This window comes from Leptospira harrisiae, from assembly GCF_002811945.1.
Taxonomy (GTDB): Bacteria; Spirochaetota; Leptospiria; order Leptospirales; family Leptospiraceae; genus Leptospira_A; species Leptospira_A harrisiae.
The window spans coordinates 507,906-523,800 of record NZ_NPDX01000001.1; the positions used below are offsets into that span (position 1 = coordinate 507,906).

The 15,895-nt window shown below is 39.1% G+C and carries 11 protein-coding genes; 4 read left to right on the forward strand and 7 right to left on the reverse strand.

From position 1 onward, the window contains the following. Positions 1-35 precede the first annotated feature (35 nt). On the forward strand, positions 36-908 hold the full coding sequence (locus CH364_RS02420) for a hypothetical protein (RefSeq protein WP_100742025.1): 873 nt from the start codon (positions 36-38) through the stop codon (positions 906-908). 247 nt (positions 909-1,155) lie between these two features. Here the strand turns inward: CH364_RS02420 and CH364_RS02425 are convergent, their stop codons facing one another. Beyond that, positions 1,156-2,475, reverse strand: coding sequence for a thiolase family protein (locus CH364_RS02425; protein ID WP_100742054.1), 1,320 nt, complete (start codon positions 2,473-2,475; stop codon positions 1,156-1,158). A 51-nt stretch (positions 2,476-2,526) separates the two neighbouring features. After that, entirely contained in the window at positions 2,527-3,528 is a 1,002-nt protein-coding gene (gene ilvC / locus CH364_RS02430; RefSeq protein ID WP_100742055.1) for a ketol-acid reductoisomerase, read from the reverse strand. A gap of 240 nt (positions 3,529-3,768) precedes the next feature. Between ilvC and CH364_RS02435 the strand changes: the two genes are divergently transcribed. Together CH364_RS02435 and CH364_RS02445 are read left to right on the forward strand one after the other, a co-directional pair. After that, complete coding sequence (locus CH364_RS02435; RefSeq protein WP_100742056.1) at positions 3,769-4,176, forward strand: hypothetical protein; 408 nt, start codon at positions 3,769-3,771, stop codon at positions 4,174-4,176. A gap of 280 nt (positions 4,177-4,456) precedes the next feature. Then, positions 4,457-5,149: a hypothetical protein gene (locus CH364_RS02445; protein WP_100742058.1), complete on the forward strand. Its 693-nt coding sequence runs from the start codon at positions 4,457-4,459 to the stop codon at positions 5,147-5,149. An 8-nt stretch (positions 5,150-5,157) separates the two neighbouring features. Here the strand turns inward: CH364_RS02445 and CH364_RS02450 are convergent, their stop codons facing one another. Both CH364_RS02450 and CH364_RS02455 read right to left on the reverse strand, forming a co-directional pair. After that, a complete protein-coding gene (locus tag CH364_RS02450) occupies positions 5,158-6,912 on the reverse strand; it encodes a PP2C family protein-serine/threonine phosphatase (RefSeq protein ID WP_100743351.1) in 1,755 nt (584 codons plus the stop codon). After that, positions 6,909-8,786 carry an ABC-F family ATP-binding cassette domain-containing protein gene (locus tag CH364_RS02455; RefSeq protein ID WP_100742059.1) on the reverse strand — a complete coding sequence of 626 codons (1,878 nt, stop codon included), beginning with the start codon at positions 8,784-8,786 and terminating at the stop codon, positions 6,909-6,911. The genes CH364_RS02450 and CH364_RS02455 overlap by 4 nt, the downstream gene beginning before the upstream one ends. Before the next feature lie 143 nt (positions 8,787-8,929). Here CH364_RS02455 and epsC point away from each other — a divergent pair, with 143 nt between their 5' ends. Then, on the forward strand, positions 8,930-9,796 hold the full coding sequence (gene epsC, locus CH364_RS02460) for a serine O-acetyltransferase EpsC (protein ID WP_100742060.1): 867 nt from the start codon (positions 8,930-8,932) through the stop codon (positions 9,794-9,796). Positions 9,797-9,811: 15 nt separating this feature from the next. On the opposite strand, the gene CH364_RS02465 is transcribed toward epsC, so the two are convergent. The 3 genes from CH364_RS02465 to CH364_RS02475 all read right to left on the reverse strand — a co-directional run bounded on the left by CH364_RS02465 (position 9,812) and on the right by CH364_RS02475 (position 15,890). Further along, positions 9,812-11,335, reverse strand: a complete 1,524-nt coding sequence (locus CH364_RS02465; protein ID WP_100742061.1) for a family 2A encapsulin nanocompartment cargo protein cysteine desulfurase — start codon at positions 11,333-11,335, stop codon at positions 9,812-9,814. Then, positions 11,322-12,257 (reverse strand): family 2A encapsulin nanocompartment shell protein, encoded by a 936-nt coding sequence (locus CH364_RS02470; RefSeq protein ID WP_100742062.1) that lies wholly within the window; start codon positions 12,255-12,257, stop codon positions 11,322-11,324. The genes CH364_RS02465 and CH364_RS02470 overlap by 14 nt, the downstream gene beginning before the upstream one ends. A gap of 138 nt (positions 12,258-12,395) precedes the next feature. Next, the gene (locus CH364_RS02475; RefSeq protein WP_100787835.1) at positions 12,396-15,890 is read right to left on the reverse strand and encodes a PAS domain-containing protein; all 3,495 of its coding nucleotides are present in this window, start codon (positions 15,888-15,890) and stop codon (positions 12,396-12,398) included. Positions 15,891-15,895: the final 5 nt, after the last annotated feature.

Consider the following 15,895-nt stretch of genomic DNA (forward strand, 5'->3'; position numbering starts at 1 on the left):
TCAAATTGTAGGCTTTTTCTCTCAAAGGATAGTGAATGATACTCGCACAAGTGTTAAAACCGTATTCTATGGAACAAATACGTATGTTAGAAGAGAAGATGAATACCTATGAAACCTGGGTATTTGTACTTGTTTTGTTGGTTGCCGTACTTGTCCTAGTCACTGTCATGCAAAGGCTGACGATTGCTAAGTTAAAATCGTTAGAAACATTTAAATCAAAATCTTCATTAAAAGAAATTAATACTACATCAAATCAGAATCGATCAAATGCAAATGAACTTAACATTGCAGACATTCATACGATCACCCAAACCCCAATCCATACAGCCATGACTGTGTTCGGAAAAGACTTACCTGACCCTGGAGTCATTTTCAAATATGTAGTTCCATTAAACGTAAGTAAAATCATTACCATCGGACAAAGGGAAGGGAGTGTGATTACTCGATCGACTGAGATTCTCGATCATCACCTAACGATTGATATAAATTCAGTTGATATCTCTAATTTAGAAATTTTATCTTATAGTTTAGAGTTTCGACGAGAGGGAAAGGTTCTGTTGCAACTTCCTGGTGCAAAGGAATTTGTGGAAATGGGGATCCGCGATAAAATTCATATTACAAAAACACTTTCTTTTGGGGATGAACCTTGTTTCGAATCTTTAGATTCAAATAATCCATTACGTTTTCGAATTGGGAATCGAATTTCTGCTGATGGAAAGTTTCATTCAGGTTATTTTGAATTTCATTTGTTTACCAAGGATGTCTTTGAAAAAACAACGAACGGCAACAAACGTATTGAAAAACATTTTTATTTGAAACTGTTTAAAATTTTTCCTGGATACGATACAGCGGGCCAGACAAAAGAGGGTCTTGTTCCGATGCTTGCGCGGTTTGGGGGTAGGATGTGAATCTTGTATCCCCGCCCTGATTAGGGTGGGGAACTAGACCCGCCACCCAATACGTCCTCTCTATCACATCCTTTCCTTACTTACAAATCCCTTTCGCAAAACTAAAAATTCTTTTCCAATAAGTTCATCTTTTCCAAAGTCCGCTTCTGAAAAAAGGTCCTACGCCAAAAACAAAAAAGCCAAGGTTACCCTTGGCTTTTTCATCGATCTTTCGAACGAAACTTAATTCGAAACTTAAATTCGCTATTTAAGCTCTTTCTACGATCATAGATCCTGCGATCCCACCGTGCGCACATGCAGTCACTAACACTTTTTTCACGTCTTTGTTTTCTTCAAAGTCCATGATAGCGTTGTGAAGGAGTCTCACACCAGTAGCACCAAACGGGTGTCCAATGGAGATAGATCCACCGTTCGGGTTGATTTTTTTCTCATCAAATTTCTTTTCCCAGTCAAGACCAGTTCTAGATTTGATTTCTTCAAGAGCCGCTACAGCTGTTGCAGCAAAAGCTTCGTGGATTTCGATGATGTCGATGTTTTCGATTTTATCACCAGTTTCACCAAGAAGAGCAATCGTTGCTTCTGCTTGTCCAAGACCCATAAGGTTTGGATCCACACCACGCATGTTAAAACCATTAACATAAGCTTTTGCAGTCAGACCTAATTTTTTAGCCGCCTCTTCAGAAGCTACAATGATACCAGCCGCTCCATCAGAACGTGGGCTTGCATTGAAGATAGAAAGAGTTGGTCCATGAGATTTCTTTAAGTATTTGCTGTATTTTTCTTTGAACTGGTCAAATTTCATTTGTGGGTTGTCAAAGAGTAACATTGCACGACCCATACGAGTAGGGTTTTTTACAAGACCTTCACGAAGAAGAACTGCTTCGTCAGCTTGTAACATGTTCCCTTCATCGTCTTTCACTTCCATAATATATGGTTTGTAACGACCTTCTTGAGTGGCATCAAAGGCACGTTTGAAAGATTCGTAAGCTACTTTGTCTTGTGTTTCGCGTGGAAGTGCGTAGTTTTGTGCGAGAATTTCTGCCGTTACTTGCATACCGAAAGAAGTTTCGCCATCGCCAAGTCCGTCTTCGAGTGTATCACGAAGTTCCACACCTTCAGGAAGGTCGTTTGGAAGAAGTTTTACAAGAGAGTCTAAGCTGTTTGTTTTTTTGTTAAGACGCGCATTTTTTACAACAAAAGGCATAGAAGTTTGCGACTCTTCCCCAATGACGAGGAAAACTTTTCCTTCACCAAGGGAAATACGGCGAGTGGCTTCCGCAACTGCTTCCAAACCAGATACACAGTTGTTTGCAACAGTAAGGCAAGGAATTTCCATAGGAAGTCCAAGTAAGTTTGCAATCACACGTGCAGAGTTTGGTGCGTTAGAAAAACCTTCTCCCACGATTACACCGTCAATATCAGTAGGTTTCAAACCACTGCGTTTCATTACTTCTTCACCAACGATTTTACCAAGGTGGTGACCAGAGTACTGCGAGAGTGCCTTTCCAATTTGAGCAAAAGGAGTTCGTGCAGGTGCTGCGAGTACTATCTTTTGTGTTACTTTCATATAAAATCCCTTCTTCCTTTCTTTAGACTAAAACTTTAGTTACCTTAACAATTACTTCGCAAGCCACTTCATCATCGAACGTAGTTTCGTTCCTACTGCTTCGATAGGGTGGGCTGCATTTTTTTCTTTGAGTTTTTTGTATTCTGGGTATCCAGCTTTTGTATCCGCCATCCAACGTTTAGCGAACGCTGCACCTTTATCTTTTTGGATATCAGTGAGAACGTCTTTCATACGAGCTTTCACACCAGCATCAATGATACGTGGTCCGCTGATATAATCTCCATACTCTGCAGTATCAGAGATTGAATAACGCATACGAGCAAGGCCACCTTCGTAAATCAAATCAGTGATGAGTTTCACTTCATGTAAACATTCGAAGTAAGCGATTTCAGGATCGTAACCTGCTTCTGTTAGTGTTTCGAATCCACTCATGATGAGGTTTGCAACACCACCACAAAGAACTACTTGTTCCCCGAAAAGGTCAGTTTCTGTTTCTTCACGGAAAGATGTTTCTAAAATTCCAGCTCTTCCTCCGCCCACTCCACTTGCATGAGCAAGGGCACGAGCTTTTGCTTGGCCAGTTGCATCTTGGTAGATAGCGATTAAACAAGGAACTCCACCACCTTCTGTGTAAACACGGCGAACCAAGTGTCCTGGGCCTTTCGGAGCTACCATATACACGTCTACGTTTTTAGGAGGAGTGATGAGATCGTAATGGATGTTAAATCCATGAGAGAATACAAGAGCCTTCCCTTCGCTAAGGTTTGGTTCAATCTCCGCCTTATACATGTCAGCTTGGATTGTATCAGGAGCAAGGATTTGGATGATGTCTGCTTTTTTTGCAGCTTCCGCAACATTGTACACTTCGAATCCAGCTTCTTTGGCTTCTTTGATTGATTTAGATCCGTCGCGAAGTCCAATAATGACTTTCAAACCAGAATCTTTCATGTTTTGAGCTTGTGCGTGACCTTGGCTTCCGTAGCCAATCACTGCAATGGTTTTACCTTTAAGGAGATTTAGATCGCAACTGTCGTCGTAATAGATATTTGCCATGGATGGGCACACTTCCTGCGGAAAATTTAACTTATTTCTCCATCATTTTTAACTATAAGGAGGGAAACAAGAACGAATTAGGGCGCCTTTCCTTGCTTGTTCCGGACTTTCGCATTCGCTTCGGTCCTTCGGACGGCTAACGCCTCCTCCACATCAAGGGCGCTTAGTGACATAATATTTTAAACCTTTGTCAAAAAATCGGATAGGAACTCCAAAGTTTGGCATAGGTGTTTTCCGCAAATGCGGAAACCCTCCATTGGAGAAATGGTTCCAGACTCCTATAATGAAGTCATGATGAACCGAATCAATTTTGAATCCATTGAGAAGATGCACCACAAACGTTTTGTTAGGTGTATTCTTTCTTTTTTGTTTGTGAGTAGTTTGACACTGTTTGGAGGAGGTTGTATCACTCCAGATCTTGTCCACGACTCTTATTATACAAGGCATCCAAGCCAGAACGGGAATAACTACAGCCAGTATCCTTACCCCTACAATGGGTCGAGAGGAGGTTATGGTGTAAATTATCCATACAATGGTGGAGGAAATCAGTTTCAAATACCTAGATCTCATGGTGGTGGCCATAACCCCTTCCATGTCCCTGCAGGAAGGTACCATAATGTTGGCAGTCCCGGGAAGTGGAGATTATAGATCTTGGGATATCTAATTCTAAAACAAAATTCTTCGGACAGAAAATTAAAAAACAGTACACTTTGTCCGAAGGATCAGAAGTTTCCGTTTAGTAGGTTTTCCTTACTTGGCTTTATCGTTATGGTCTCCACATTTTTTTCTGTCGGATGTGTGAGTCTTTTACCTGTAGAACAGAGAATGTATCCGATGAATCCAATTATCTTACCGGAAAGAGCAGAAATTCTCCTTCCTTGTATTGACGAATTTTTAGAAACGCCTCAGACCAAGGACTGACTGATTAGTGAAATTTACCTATGTATACCTTTTCATTTTCCTTTATCACTGTTCCTTTGCCGATGTCGATAGAAATCTTAAACCATATTCTAAAGAATCTTCAAAAACAAAAATCTCTGACTCCATCACCATCTTGAATCAAAACCGTATTTATTTTAGTAAACAGCATACGGGTTGGATAGAAATGGATCCTTTGTTTGGTGAGCCAATCAACGAGTATTTTGCCAAAAAACAAAAGGAAATTGGACATTCGCGTTACCGTTGGAAGGATATTTATGTTCATAATATCGATGATAAGAATTTTCAACTAACAGATGTAAAAACGGATTATGTTTTTTTTGTTACGGCCAACCGGCCACACAGTGATTGGGAAGAAGGAAGATTTAGTCAAATGATTCAATTGATAACTTATTGTATGATTCCTTGTAAACAAAAGATCATTCAGGAAGTTAAGGTAAAGTTGTTTTATAAGAACAGTTTATTGTCGGAAAAAGTAAGCACAATTTCTGGAACTAGTTATATGAGCCCTTGGTATATCCCTTTTCCTTTTCTTTTTCAAATGAGAAATAATGGGAATTTAACAAACGAACCTAGTCTAGTTTCGACTTTGTACTTAAACGGATTCCAAGAAGCCATTGATGAGATTTACTTAGCCTTACCAAACGAATTAGCAAAGGAGACAAAAGTAGTGCCTGAATAAAAACAAAATCAAACTTTGGTTTTTTCGTTAGCACTACCAGAATAACGTATGAGTCCAAGTGTCAAATCATCTTGGATGGCTGCAATTCCACCAGAAAGTTGGATGACTGACTGGAAAACTTGGTCTCGGATTTCGAGGAGAGGATGGCTTCGCATATCGCGAATTAAATGGAGAAGCCTTTCCTCTCCAAACATTTGGAATGACTCTGGTTCTCTTGCTTCGGTGAGTCCATCTGTGAGCATGACAATCAAATCTCCTGTTTCCAATTGGAATCTTTCTTCTTCTGCAAGGATATCAAAAATTGGCGTAATGATTCTTCCCATTGGTTTCAAACTAACAAGAGCACCCGATTTACGAATGATAAAAAGTGGAAAATGCCCAGCTCTTGCAAACGTGAGATTCCCCGAACCAGTGTGAAGATGGAGTAGGCTTGCTGTGACAAAATGTTCCCGTAGATTCGGAATGAGTTGGTGGCGAATGGATTCTAAATTATCTTTTAAATCCAAAGGATCTTGTTTCCATTTTTCCAGTGAAGTTTTGACAAGTGCACTTAATAGGGCAGCAGGAATTCCATGTCCAGAAACATCGCAGATAAAAACACCTAACTCTTGTCTTTCTGGTTTCCAAACTATATCATACAAATCCCCGCCTACTTTCATCATGGGGATATTTTTAAATAGGATTTCCACACCTTGAGGTGTAATTTCTTTTTGAGGGAAGAGAGACTCTTGGATGCGTTTTGCCATATCCAATTGTTTGTCAATTTCCGTTCTTTGTTCTTCAATCACAGCAGTTCTTTCTAAAACTTTCTGTTCCAATTCTTCATTGGCCTTTTCTTTTAATTCATTTAAGAACTGTAAGGACCTCAAAGAAGCAAGTTGTGCTCTTTCTCTTTCTCTCGTGGCGGTAACTAGAAAATAAGCAATCCCACTGATACAAAACAAAAATGCATCTAAAAAAATTAGGGAATCATTGATGGAAAGTCCACTTGCATCTTTTCTCGCAAATACACCTTTTCCTTCGATGGTCAGTGTAACAGCAGTAAAGGCGAGGACAACTGTGGAGAGCGTGGCTCCAAATTGACGAAACCGAATGCTTGTCACAATGACAAAGGGGATGGGCAAAAAGAGTAGGGGCCATTCATCACTAAAGGCAATGGATCCAGAAATATAAACTAAAACGATCCAAACTAAAAGTTCGATTTGTTTACGTAGTTCCAATTTTAATTTTGCTTTGGGATGGAACCAAACATAAAGTAAAGGAGCAACGATGAGAAAACCGAGCATCTCTCCCGAAAACCAAGTAAAGAATACATTGAAATAAAGTTCAGAAGATAAAAAATCCCAATACCATAAACTTGTGACACCTAAAATGGTGCTTACAAATGAACCAGGAAAAGTACCTATGCTTAAGAAATATATTAAATCCTTTGTGGAATAAATCGGATCACTTTTTTCTGTGACTCGTTTGATGATCCGGTAGTTGATATAACTGCTAAGGGTATTTCCGATACCAATCAGGAATGCCGTTGGTAAATGAGGGTTGTTAAAAAAATTGGCAAGGGTTGCTCCTAAATAAATTCCAGGCAAAGCGACAGGCCCAAGGAGCAAAAGAGAAGCAAGACCCACTCCTTCTGGTGGCCAAACGGGTGAAACTTGGCTATTTAAGAAGGCAATTTTAAAACCAATTTGTGCTGAGATGAAGTACCCAATAAAGATGATGGGTGTCCAAATAAAAATTCTTGTATATAGGACTGTCTTCATTCGGATTGAAGCATTTCCCATTCCTCCATTTTGTAAAGAATTTCCGTTTCTATCTTTTGGATTTCTTCAGATATTTTCTGAAGTTCTGTATGATCATTTGCGAATGTACTCAATTTCTTTTCTAATTCTAGTTTAGATGATTCAAGTTTCGCAATCTCAGATTCTAATTTGGAAAGTTTCTTTTGGTCTTGTTTGGATTTTTGTGGTTTGTCCGAAACTACTGTCGTTTGCAGAACTTCTTTTGGTTTTTGGGAACTTTGTTCGTTTTCTAATTCTAAAGAATCATTTTCCAAAAAGGAAGAAAAGGTTCCAATGTAATGGTCGAGTTTTCCTTCTTTACGAAAGATTAGTAGGCTCTCCGCAGTGCGGTCTAAAAAATAACGATCGTGAGATACGATTACAACAGTTCCTGGAAATTCATCTAAAAAAGATTCCAATACTGAAAGTGTTTGGATGTCCAAATCGTTTGTTGGTTCATCTAAGATGAGAAAGTTTGGGCCAGTCATCAGGATCTGAACAAGGAAAAGGCGTCGTCTTTCGCCTCCAGAAAGTTTGGCGATGGGAGTGTATTGTAATTTCCCATCAAAAAGAAAACGTTCTAACATTTTTGAGGCGGAAATTTTTTCACCTGATTCGGTTTCTATCATTTCACCGGCCACATCTTTGATATAATCGAGTACATTTCTCTCTAGTGGGAGTTCGGAACTGGTTTGGTCAAAGTATCCAACTTTTGTGTTCATTCCTGGTTTGATAAATCCACTATCAGGCGTAATGCGACCTGAGATTAAATTAAGAAGTGTCGACTTCCCAATTCCATTGGGACCAATGATTCCGAGTCTTTCTTTAGCTTTAAAAGTATAAGTGAAATCGTTTATGAGTAATTTATCTGCGATTCCTTTTTTCAAATTATGAATTTCTAAAATGGTTTTCCCTTGGCGTTTGGCGGCCACACTCAGCTCTAGATCTTTTTGAATTTCGCGTTTTTCTCTGTTTTGGAGATCACTCGCACGATCAATCCTTGCTTTTTGTTTTGTGGAGCGTGCTTTTGGTTGGCGTTTCAACCACTTCACTTCTTGTTTTAAAAACTGTTTGATTTTATCTTCTTGTTTTTGGAGAGTTTCTTCTCTTTCTACTTTTCGTTCTAAATAAATAGAGTAGTTTCCTTCATAGAGAAAGTGGCTACCGCGATCCAGTTCTAAAATTTTAGTAACAATCCGATCTAAAAAATAACGATCGTGAGTGATGAGTAAAATTGCCTTATCGAGTCCCGCCAAATAATCTTCTAACCATAAAATGGATTTTACATCCAAGTGATTTGTTGGTTCATCCAAAATCAGTAAATTACTTTCATCAATGAGAGACTTCGCAAGTTCTACTTTTTTTAACATCCCCCCAGACAACTCAGACATCTTTCTTTCTAGTCTTTCGACACCTAACTCTTTTAATATGGACTTAATTTGTTGTTCGTAATCCCAAGCAGAAAGTCTGTCCATCTCTTGTGAGGCATTTGTAAATGCATCATCAAGTCCTTCTTCCCCTTCGCTCATTCGTTCGCAAATATCTTCATACTGGCGGATGGTTTTGACTAGTTTGTTATCACCCTTGTAAATATGATCAAGAATGGTTTCTTTGGGATCAAAGATTGGGTTTTGGTCGAGGATAGAAATTTTAAGATTATTGTTTTTGATGATTTGTCCGGAGTCTGTTTCTTCTTTCCCAAGAAGGGCGCGGAGTAATGTGGACTTACCCGATCCATTGATCCCGACAATGGCGAGTTTTTCTCCTTCGCTGATTGAGAAGTCAAGATTTGAAAAAAGTTTTTTTTCGCCGATGGTTTTGGAAAGTTTGGATACGGAGACTAGCACAATGTCCATGAGATGGAATGAGGCCCATTCGGACAATCGTATTCAATATTTTGTCATGATTGTACATCTAATTTACCTGCTTTGCACTGGTTTTTAAGGGAATACGTTTTTTCGCATTCTCTGCTTTTTCATTCAAAGACTTACTGGGTCATATGTTATCGAACGGACAAGATGAATTTTATAATTCGATTCTCAGTCGGCAATCCATTCCCGAATCTGTTGTGGGTGGCAAACAAGTTGCCAACCGGTTTTTGGAAGAATTGTTTTCAGTTTTATTTTCAGGATACCATTCCGAACGTAATTTTACTTCCAAAGATCAAATTACGGATCAGTTGGAACTCTTTCGAATTCGTTGGAAAAATTTACTAGAACCTTATGCAACATATGCGGATAAAGAACTTGGTCGAATCGTTGCATTAGATGATATTTTACACAACTTCATTGCCAAACTTCCTGGATTGTACCAATGGATGTGGGAAGATGCCGAAGCTGCTTTTTTAGGAGATCCTGCTGCAGAGAGTATTCATGAAGTGATTCTCGCCTATTCGGGGTTTTACGCAGGAGCTGTTCACAGAGTGGCTAATTATTTTTTTAAATCTTCACTTCCTATCTTTCCAAAACTTTTATCTGGTGTGGCACATGAAGCAACAGGCATTGACATCCATCCTGGTGCAGAAATTGGTAGGGCATTTTTTATGGACCATGGGACAGGAATTGTTATCGGTGAAACCACGCGTATTGCAGACAATGTAAAGATTTACCAAGGTGTGACTCTCGGAGCTCTTTCAGTAAACAAGTCTTTGGCGAAACAGAAACGACATCCGACGATCGAAGAGGGTGTGGTGATTTATGCAGGAGCCACAATCCTTGGCGGCGAAACTGTCATCGGCAAACAATCCATCATCGGGGGGAATGCTTGGATCACTCAAAGCATTCCCCCTTATTCGGTTGTGTATCAGAAATCTGAAGTGCGAGTCAGAAGTTCGAATGAAATCCAAGGTTTGGATTTCACCATTTGAACTAGAATCAAATCACTAAATCCCAATCCGATTTTTGCTTCCTAACCTGTACAACACTCGGATGAGTGCATCAATGTCTTCACAAGAATTGTAAAAAGCAAGTGATGGTCTCACAGTAGATTCCAATCCAAATCTTCTTAAAATTGGTTGGGCACAGTGGTGTCCTGCACGCACAGCAATTCCTTCTTCTGCTAGTTTTTTTCCAATCGCTTCTGTTTTGAATCCATCAATGACAAAGGATAACACACCGGCTTTGTCTTTGGATGTTCCAATCAAACGTAGACCCGGAACCTTTAACAATTCTTTGGTGCCATATTCCAATAAATCATGTTCGAAGGCTGAAATCTGTTTCATTCCAAATTGGTTCAGGTATTCGATCGCTGCTCCAAGTCCTACCGCATCGGCGATGTTACCGGTTCCCGCTTCAAATCGAAATGGAGCTTCTTGGAAAGTGGTATGATCAAAGTTGACATCTTGAATCATATTCCCACCACCTTGCCAAGGAGGCAAACTATCTAGGATGGCTTTTTTTCCATAAACCACACCGATCCCGGTCGGAGCAAAAAGTTTGTGACCACTAAACACAAAGAAGTCACAATCAATCTCTTGTACATTCACTGGCATATGAGAAACGGACTGAGCCCCATCCACTATCACAAGAGCTCCCACTTTATGAGCCGACCTTGTCATCTCCTCTACAGGAACTACAGTTCCGAGTGCATTGGAAACTTGAGTGATGGATACGATTTTTGTTTTAGAGTTTAACAGACGTTCGTATTCACTGAGAATGATCTGTCCTGAATCATCCACTGGTGCCACTCGTAACTTGGCCCCTTTTTTGGCACAGACCATTTGCCAAGGAACTATGTTCGCATGGTGTTCCAAATGAGTGATGAGAATATCGTCTCCAGCTTGGATGTGTTTGTCGGAGACGATATTGGAAAGGAGATTGATTCCCTCCGTGGTTCCTCTCACAAAAACAATTTCTTCTACACTTCCTGCACCGATAAAGTTTTGGACGAGAGACCTTGCCTTTTCATAAGCATCGGTGGACCGTGCAGCCAAAGTATGGGCCGCACGGTGAATATTCGAATTCTCATGGAGGTAAAACTGAGATAATCTTTCTATCACCGAAGTTGGCTTTTGTGTGGTCGCTGCATTGTCGAGCCATACCAAAGGTTTCCCATTCACCGTTTCCGTCAAAATAGGAAAATCTCTCCTTGCGGATGCTAGATTTCCACCACCTGACTGCGGTGTGTTGATACTTGGAAAGGACAAAAAATCAGAATAGGAAAAACCTGTATCCGTTAATTTTAAGTCTTCTAAATAAGGTAAGGACTCTTTTGGTAAATTTTGCGAAGGTAAGTCATTTGATGGAAAACCCGCGGTGGAAACGTGATTACCACCAAACGATTGCAAAACACCAAACATTTCCTTTGCCATTTTTTCCAGTGTTTTTTCATCAGGAAACTGAGTTGAAGAAACATTTGGGAATGAGTCCGAATTTAGATTTAAAAAACTCGGATCATTTGTATTCATAATAATTTCCCACATCTACATTGTCGAGTGCCGCAATCGCATCGTCAGTAAGTATGGCTGCAGAGCAGTAGAGAGAAATCAAATAAGAACCAATGGCAGAACGGTTGATCCCCATAAAACGAACAGAGAGCCCGGGTGTTTGTTCCCCTGGTAAGTTGGATTGGTATAATCCTACAACCCCTTGTTTTTTTTCACCCACTCTCAGAAGTAAGATGTTCGAAGTTCCCACTGCGGATTTTGGATTGGTTTCTCCATTGACTAGAAGTTTGTCGGTCGGAATGAGAGGTAGTCCTCTCCAAGTGAGAAACTGTGCACCAAACAGAGTTACTGTGGCCGGTGGAACTCCTCGTCTTGTACATTCACGTCCAAAGGCAGCAATGGCAAGCGGGTGTGCTAAAAAGAAAGAAGGTTCTTTCCAAACTTTTGTGATGAGATCATCCAAATCATCAGGCGTAGGAGGTCCTTTTCTTGTACTAATCCTTTGGTGGGCTGGAACATTTTTTAGAAGTCCATAGTCTTCGTTATTGATGAGTTCTAGTTCTTGTTTTTCTTTTACACTTTCAATCGCCAAACGAAGTTGTTCATTGATTTGTTCATGTGGGGAACTATATAAATCTGAAACTCTAGTTTGTACATCAAGGATTGTAGATATTAAGCTAAGAGTGTATTCGCGAGGTTTTTCTTCATAATTGACAAATGTTTCAGGAAGTTCTTGTTCCCCTTTTTGTCCGCATAATACATCTACTTGTGTATTGGATTTAACGCGGTTGACTCGAAGTACCCCTGCCTCTAAAGGTTTCCAATCGAGTAACCTAACTAAAAAACGTGGAGTAATTGCACCATATTGTGCATTTGTTTTTACCGTATTTGCCAGTTGGCGTGCGGCTAAATCTCCCAAAGCATGTTGGGTATGTTCTGCCATAAATGACCTCTTTTTCGGAAATGGTGCATTGATGGTTGAATCTGTTCTTATGAACGAATACGAGAAACGAGGATCGGTCTTAAAATAGAATTAAATTTTGTGTGGTATATTGTACAATTCGTCCAGTAGAATTGCGGGTTATTGGATTTGTAGCCAATGTTTCATTTTTTCAGAAATTGTTTTTAAAACGACGGGCTTTGAAATATAATCATTCATTCCACAATCCAAACATCTTTCTTCCTCACCTGACAGAGTGCCGGCGGTGAGTGCAATGATAGGAACCAATTTTCCATTTTCCAATTTACGAATTGCCTTAGTAGCATCGTAACCATTCATTTCTGGCATTTGTACATCCATAAAAACTAGTTGTGGTTCTGTTTGGATAAAATTTTCAACAGCTAAAATTCCGTTTTCCGCTTCGATGATGATGGTTCCAGGTAAAGATTTTTGCACAATGGCTTTGGTTAACATCATGTTCACAGGATTGTCTTCTACGATCATGATCTTAATTTTTTCGTTGGTTTGGATGGGGTGGACAGGCTCATAATTTGGTGTGACCACTTCCTGATTCTTTCCTGAAACCAGTTTTTCCAAACTTTCATATAATATGTTTGTTTGGATTGGTTTTAATAGAATGGATTGTATTCCGAGTTCTTTACAACGTTTATAGATACTTTCATCATTGGAAGATGTGTGAAGAGATAAGTATGGTTTTTTAAATTTATTGGATTTTATTGTTTCCAGAAGATTTTCAATAAAATCCAAACCATTCATTTCAGGCATGTTGAAATCGGATATAATCACATCATAAGATGTTCCCGAACCAATAACTTCAAGAGCTTCTTTTGGGGATCGAAATCCATCCACACGAATTCCTTTATATGACAACATTTCATGAATGACAAATAAGTTTGTTTCGTTGTCATCTAAGACCATTACGGATTTGATTTCATTAAGTTCTGGTTCCGTATTTCTTTCATTATCAGCAAGGGTTGTGAATTTGAAATAAAAACGAGAACCTTTGTCTCTTTCTGATTCTAATTGCATCTTAGAGTCAAAGAGGTTTAATAATTTACTAGAGATAGAAAGCCCAAGACCTGTTCCGCCGAACTGTCTCGTTGTGGATGTATCCGCTTGTGAAAACACTTCAAAGATTTTGTCGCTATTTTCTGGGCTAATTCCAATTCCCGTATCAATGACTTCAAAAAGAAATTCATATTCATTATTCTCTTTAGGTTCCGCAGAGATTTTAATTTGGATTTCCCCTTTTAAAGTGAACTTCAAAGCGTTGCCAATCAAATTCAATAGAATTTGTCGTAATCTCAATGAATCTACAAATATGTTTCTGGGAACTTTTGGGGAAATGTTTAGAATGAGTTCTAAACCTTTTTCGTATGCTTTATGTTTTACGATCTCAGCAATTTGGTGGAGTAAATCATAAATATTGACTCTTTCCTTATAAAGTTCCATTTTCCCAGATTCAATTTTAGAAAAATCTAATATATCGTTGATTAAATCAAGTAAGGAACTTGCAGAAAGATAAACTGTTTCCATGTATTTTTTTTGAACCTGGTTAAGTTCTGTCCGCATCAGAAGGTCAGAGAACCCAATCACACCATTCAGTGGAGTCCTAATTTCATGGCTCATATTGGCAAGAAAGTCCGACTTTGCTTGAGAAGCTTTTTCTGCATTTTCTCTCGCAACGATGAGAGCTTTTTCAAGTACCTTCCGTTCGGTGATGTCGGTATGAGTTCCAATCATCCGGAGAGGTTTTCCGTCTTCTGTCCATTCAATGACTTTGCCACGGTCTAAAATCCATTTGTAGGATCCGTCTTTGCACAACATTCTGTGTTCATTGACATAAACCGTAGATTTTCCTTCAAAGTGTTTGTCTAGGTCAGCAAAATAATTTGGTTTGTCTTCGGGGTGGACCCTGGATTCCCATTCGGATATATCAGAACCAATTTCATCTTCCGAATAACCTAACATATTTTTCCATTGGTTGGAAAAGAATACTTTGTTTGTTTGGGAATTCCAATCCCAAATTCCATCTCCTGAACCTTCGAGAGCAAATTGCCAACGACTTTCACTAGCACGTAACGCTTCTTCGGTGGCTTTGTGTGCGGAAATATCAATTCCAATCCCAAGATACCCTGTGATTTCTCCGTTTTTGTTTTTGGTGGCAGTGACTACAAGTTGGACAGGAAATTCAGTTTTGTCTTTGCGAACGTATGTCCATTCATGAGATTCAAATTCACCTAACTTTGCTTTGTGAACAAATGTATCAAATCCAGAAATTGGAATTCCGAATTCACGTGATAAAACTGCAGAACGAACTTGGATTTCTTCTGGTCTATGGAAAATTGCCGGAGTGGTTTTACCAACAACTTCTTCCGCATCGTATTGTAGATGGTATTCGGCACCTTTATTGAAATGTGTAATGATTCCTGTTGTATCTGCACCGATGATTGTTACATGCGTTGTTGCATCTAAAATGGTTTCTAATTTCGAGAGGGCATCTTCTCTTTGAATATCTAAATTGACGCTTCTTGTGATGTCTTGAAAACTTCCAAAAACTCGAATGCATTTTCCGTCTTTAAAAACAGAATGTCCGATGGCTCTGGCCCATTTAAGTTTTCCAGTTTTCGTTTTTATTTGCAATACCAAATCATATGAAGTGCCTTTTGTTACTGCTTTGCTAAATAAATCTATTAAGGTTTGCTTATGGGCTTCTTGGGGATAAAAGTCAAATGCTTCCTTTAATTCGGGGATATAATCATCTGGAACTTCGTGAATTCTTTTCGTTTCCTTAGCCCAAAACAAAGAATTGTTTAGTAAATCAACTTCCCAAGCACCGACATTGGCAGCGGCATTGGTCTCTTCAAATAAAAGTTTGATCCGTGAGAGTTCATCCCTTTGTTTCAGGATTTCTAGTTCTTTGTCTTTTCTTTCTGTAATATCTATAAGATAAGAAATTTTTTCAGTGGGTATGGAATTAAAATAACTAACAACACTATAAACAGAAACATAAATATATATACCATCTTGTTTTAGAAACCGAAACTCCCTTTGGTATGTGCGTGATTTATTTTTTATGTAATCCTTTTCTTCTTGAATGGCAATGTCTCTGTCTTCTGGATGAATTAGGTCGTCGGGTTTTAACATCCCCTTTTTGAAGTCACCTGTTTGGTAACCCAGATTTAGCGAAACATTGGGAGATACATAAGTTGTTAAAAATTCCGTATCAAATTTAAATCGGAAGATAACATAGGGACCACTATCCAAAATCACATTTTCAATGCTAAAATTTGGTTCGCCGCGAAGGATCACACCAGGAATGTTTTTGGATTCCAAATATCGACCTGAGATCCGAAACGGATTTCCGAGAAGGGTTGTTGTAAATTGGAATGGCGTTCTTCTTGCTAAAGTTTCTTGGCAAAGGTTAGTAAGGATCAGCGCATCTCTTGGAGTGATATGAAGGTCATTGATATGTTTTCCTGTCGAAATGGAATCAGGTGGCAGATAGAGATTAGGGGAAGTGCGTGAAAATTGAATTTCTAAAAAAGGATCTAGGTAGATTAGGAATTCGTCAAAACTCTCCACTATGGATTGGTAGTTGAAACTTTCTGCCATGAATT

Coding starts and splice junctions, on each gene's coding strand:
- CH364_RS02420 (WP_100742025.1), top strand. CDS start 36: ATGATACTCGCACAAGTGTTAAAACCGTATTCTATGGAACAAATACGT.
- CH364_RS02425 (WP_100742054.1), bottom strand. CDS start 2,475: ATGAAAGTAACACAAAAGATAGTACTCGCAGCACCTGCACGAACTCCT.
- ilvC (WP_100742055.1), bottom strand. CDS start 3,528: ATGGCAAATATCTATTACGACGACAGTTGCGATCTAAATCTCCTTAAA.
- CH364_RS02435 (WP_100742056.1), top strand. CDS start 3,769: ATGCGGAAACCCTCCATTGGAGAAATGGTTCCAGACTCCTATAATGAA.
- CH364_RS02450 (WP_100743351.1), bottom strand. CDS start 6,912: ATGAAGACAGTCCTATATACAAGAATTTTTATTTGGACACCCATCATC.
- CH364_RS02455 (WP_100742059.1), bottom strand. CDS start 8,786: ATGGACATTGTGCTAGTCTCCGTATCCAAACTTTCCAAAACCATCGGC.
- epsC (WP_100742060.1), top strand. CDS start 8,930: ATGTTATCGAACGGACAAGATGAATTTTATAATTCGATTCTCAGTCGG.
- CH364_RS02465 (WP_100742061.1), bottom strand. CDS start 11,335: ATGAATACAAATGATCCGAGTTTTTTAAATCTAAATTCGGACTCATTC.
- CH364_RS02470 (WP_100742062.1), bottom strand. CDS start 12,257: ATGGCAGAACATACCCAACATGCTTTGGGAGATTTAGCCGCACGCCAA.
- CH364_RS02475 (WP_100787835.1), bottom strand. CDS start 15,890: ATGGCAGAAAGTTTCAACTACCAATCCATAGTGGAGAGTTTTGACGAA.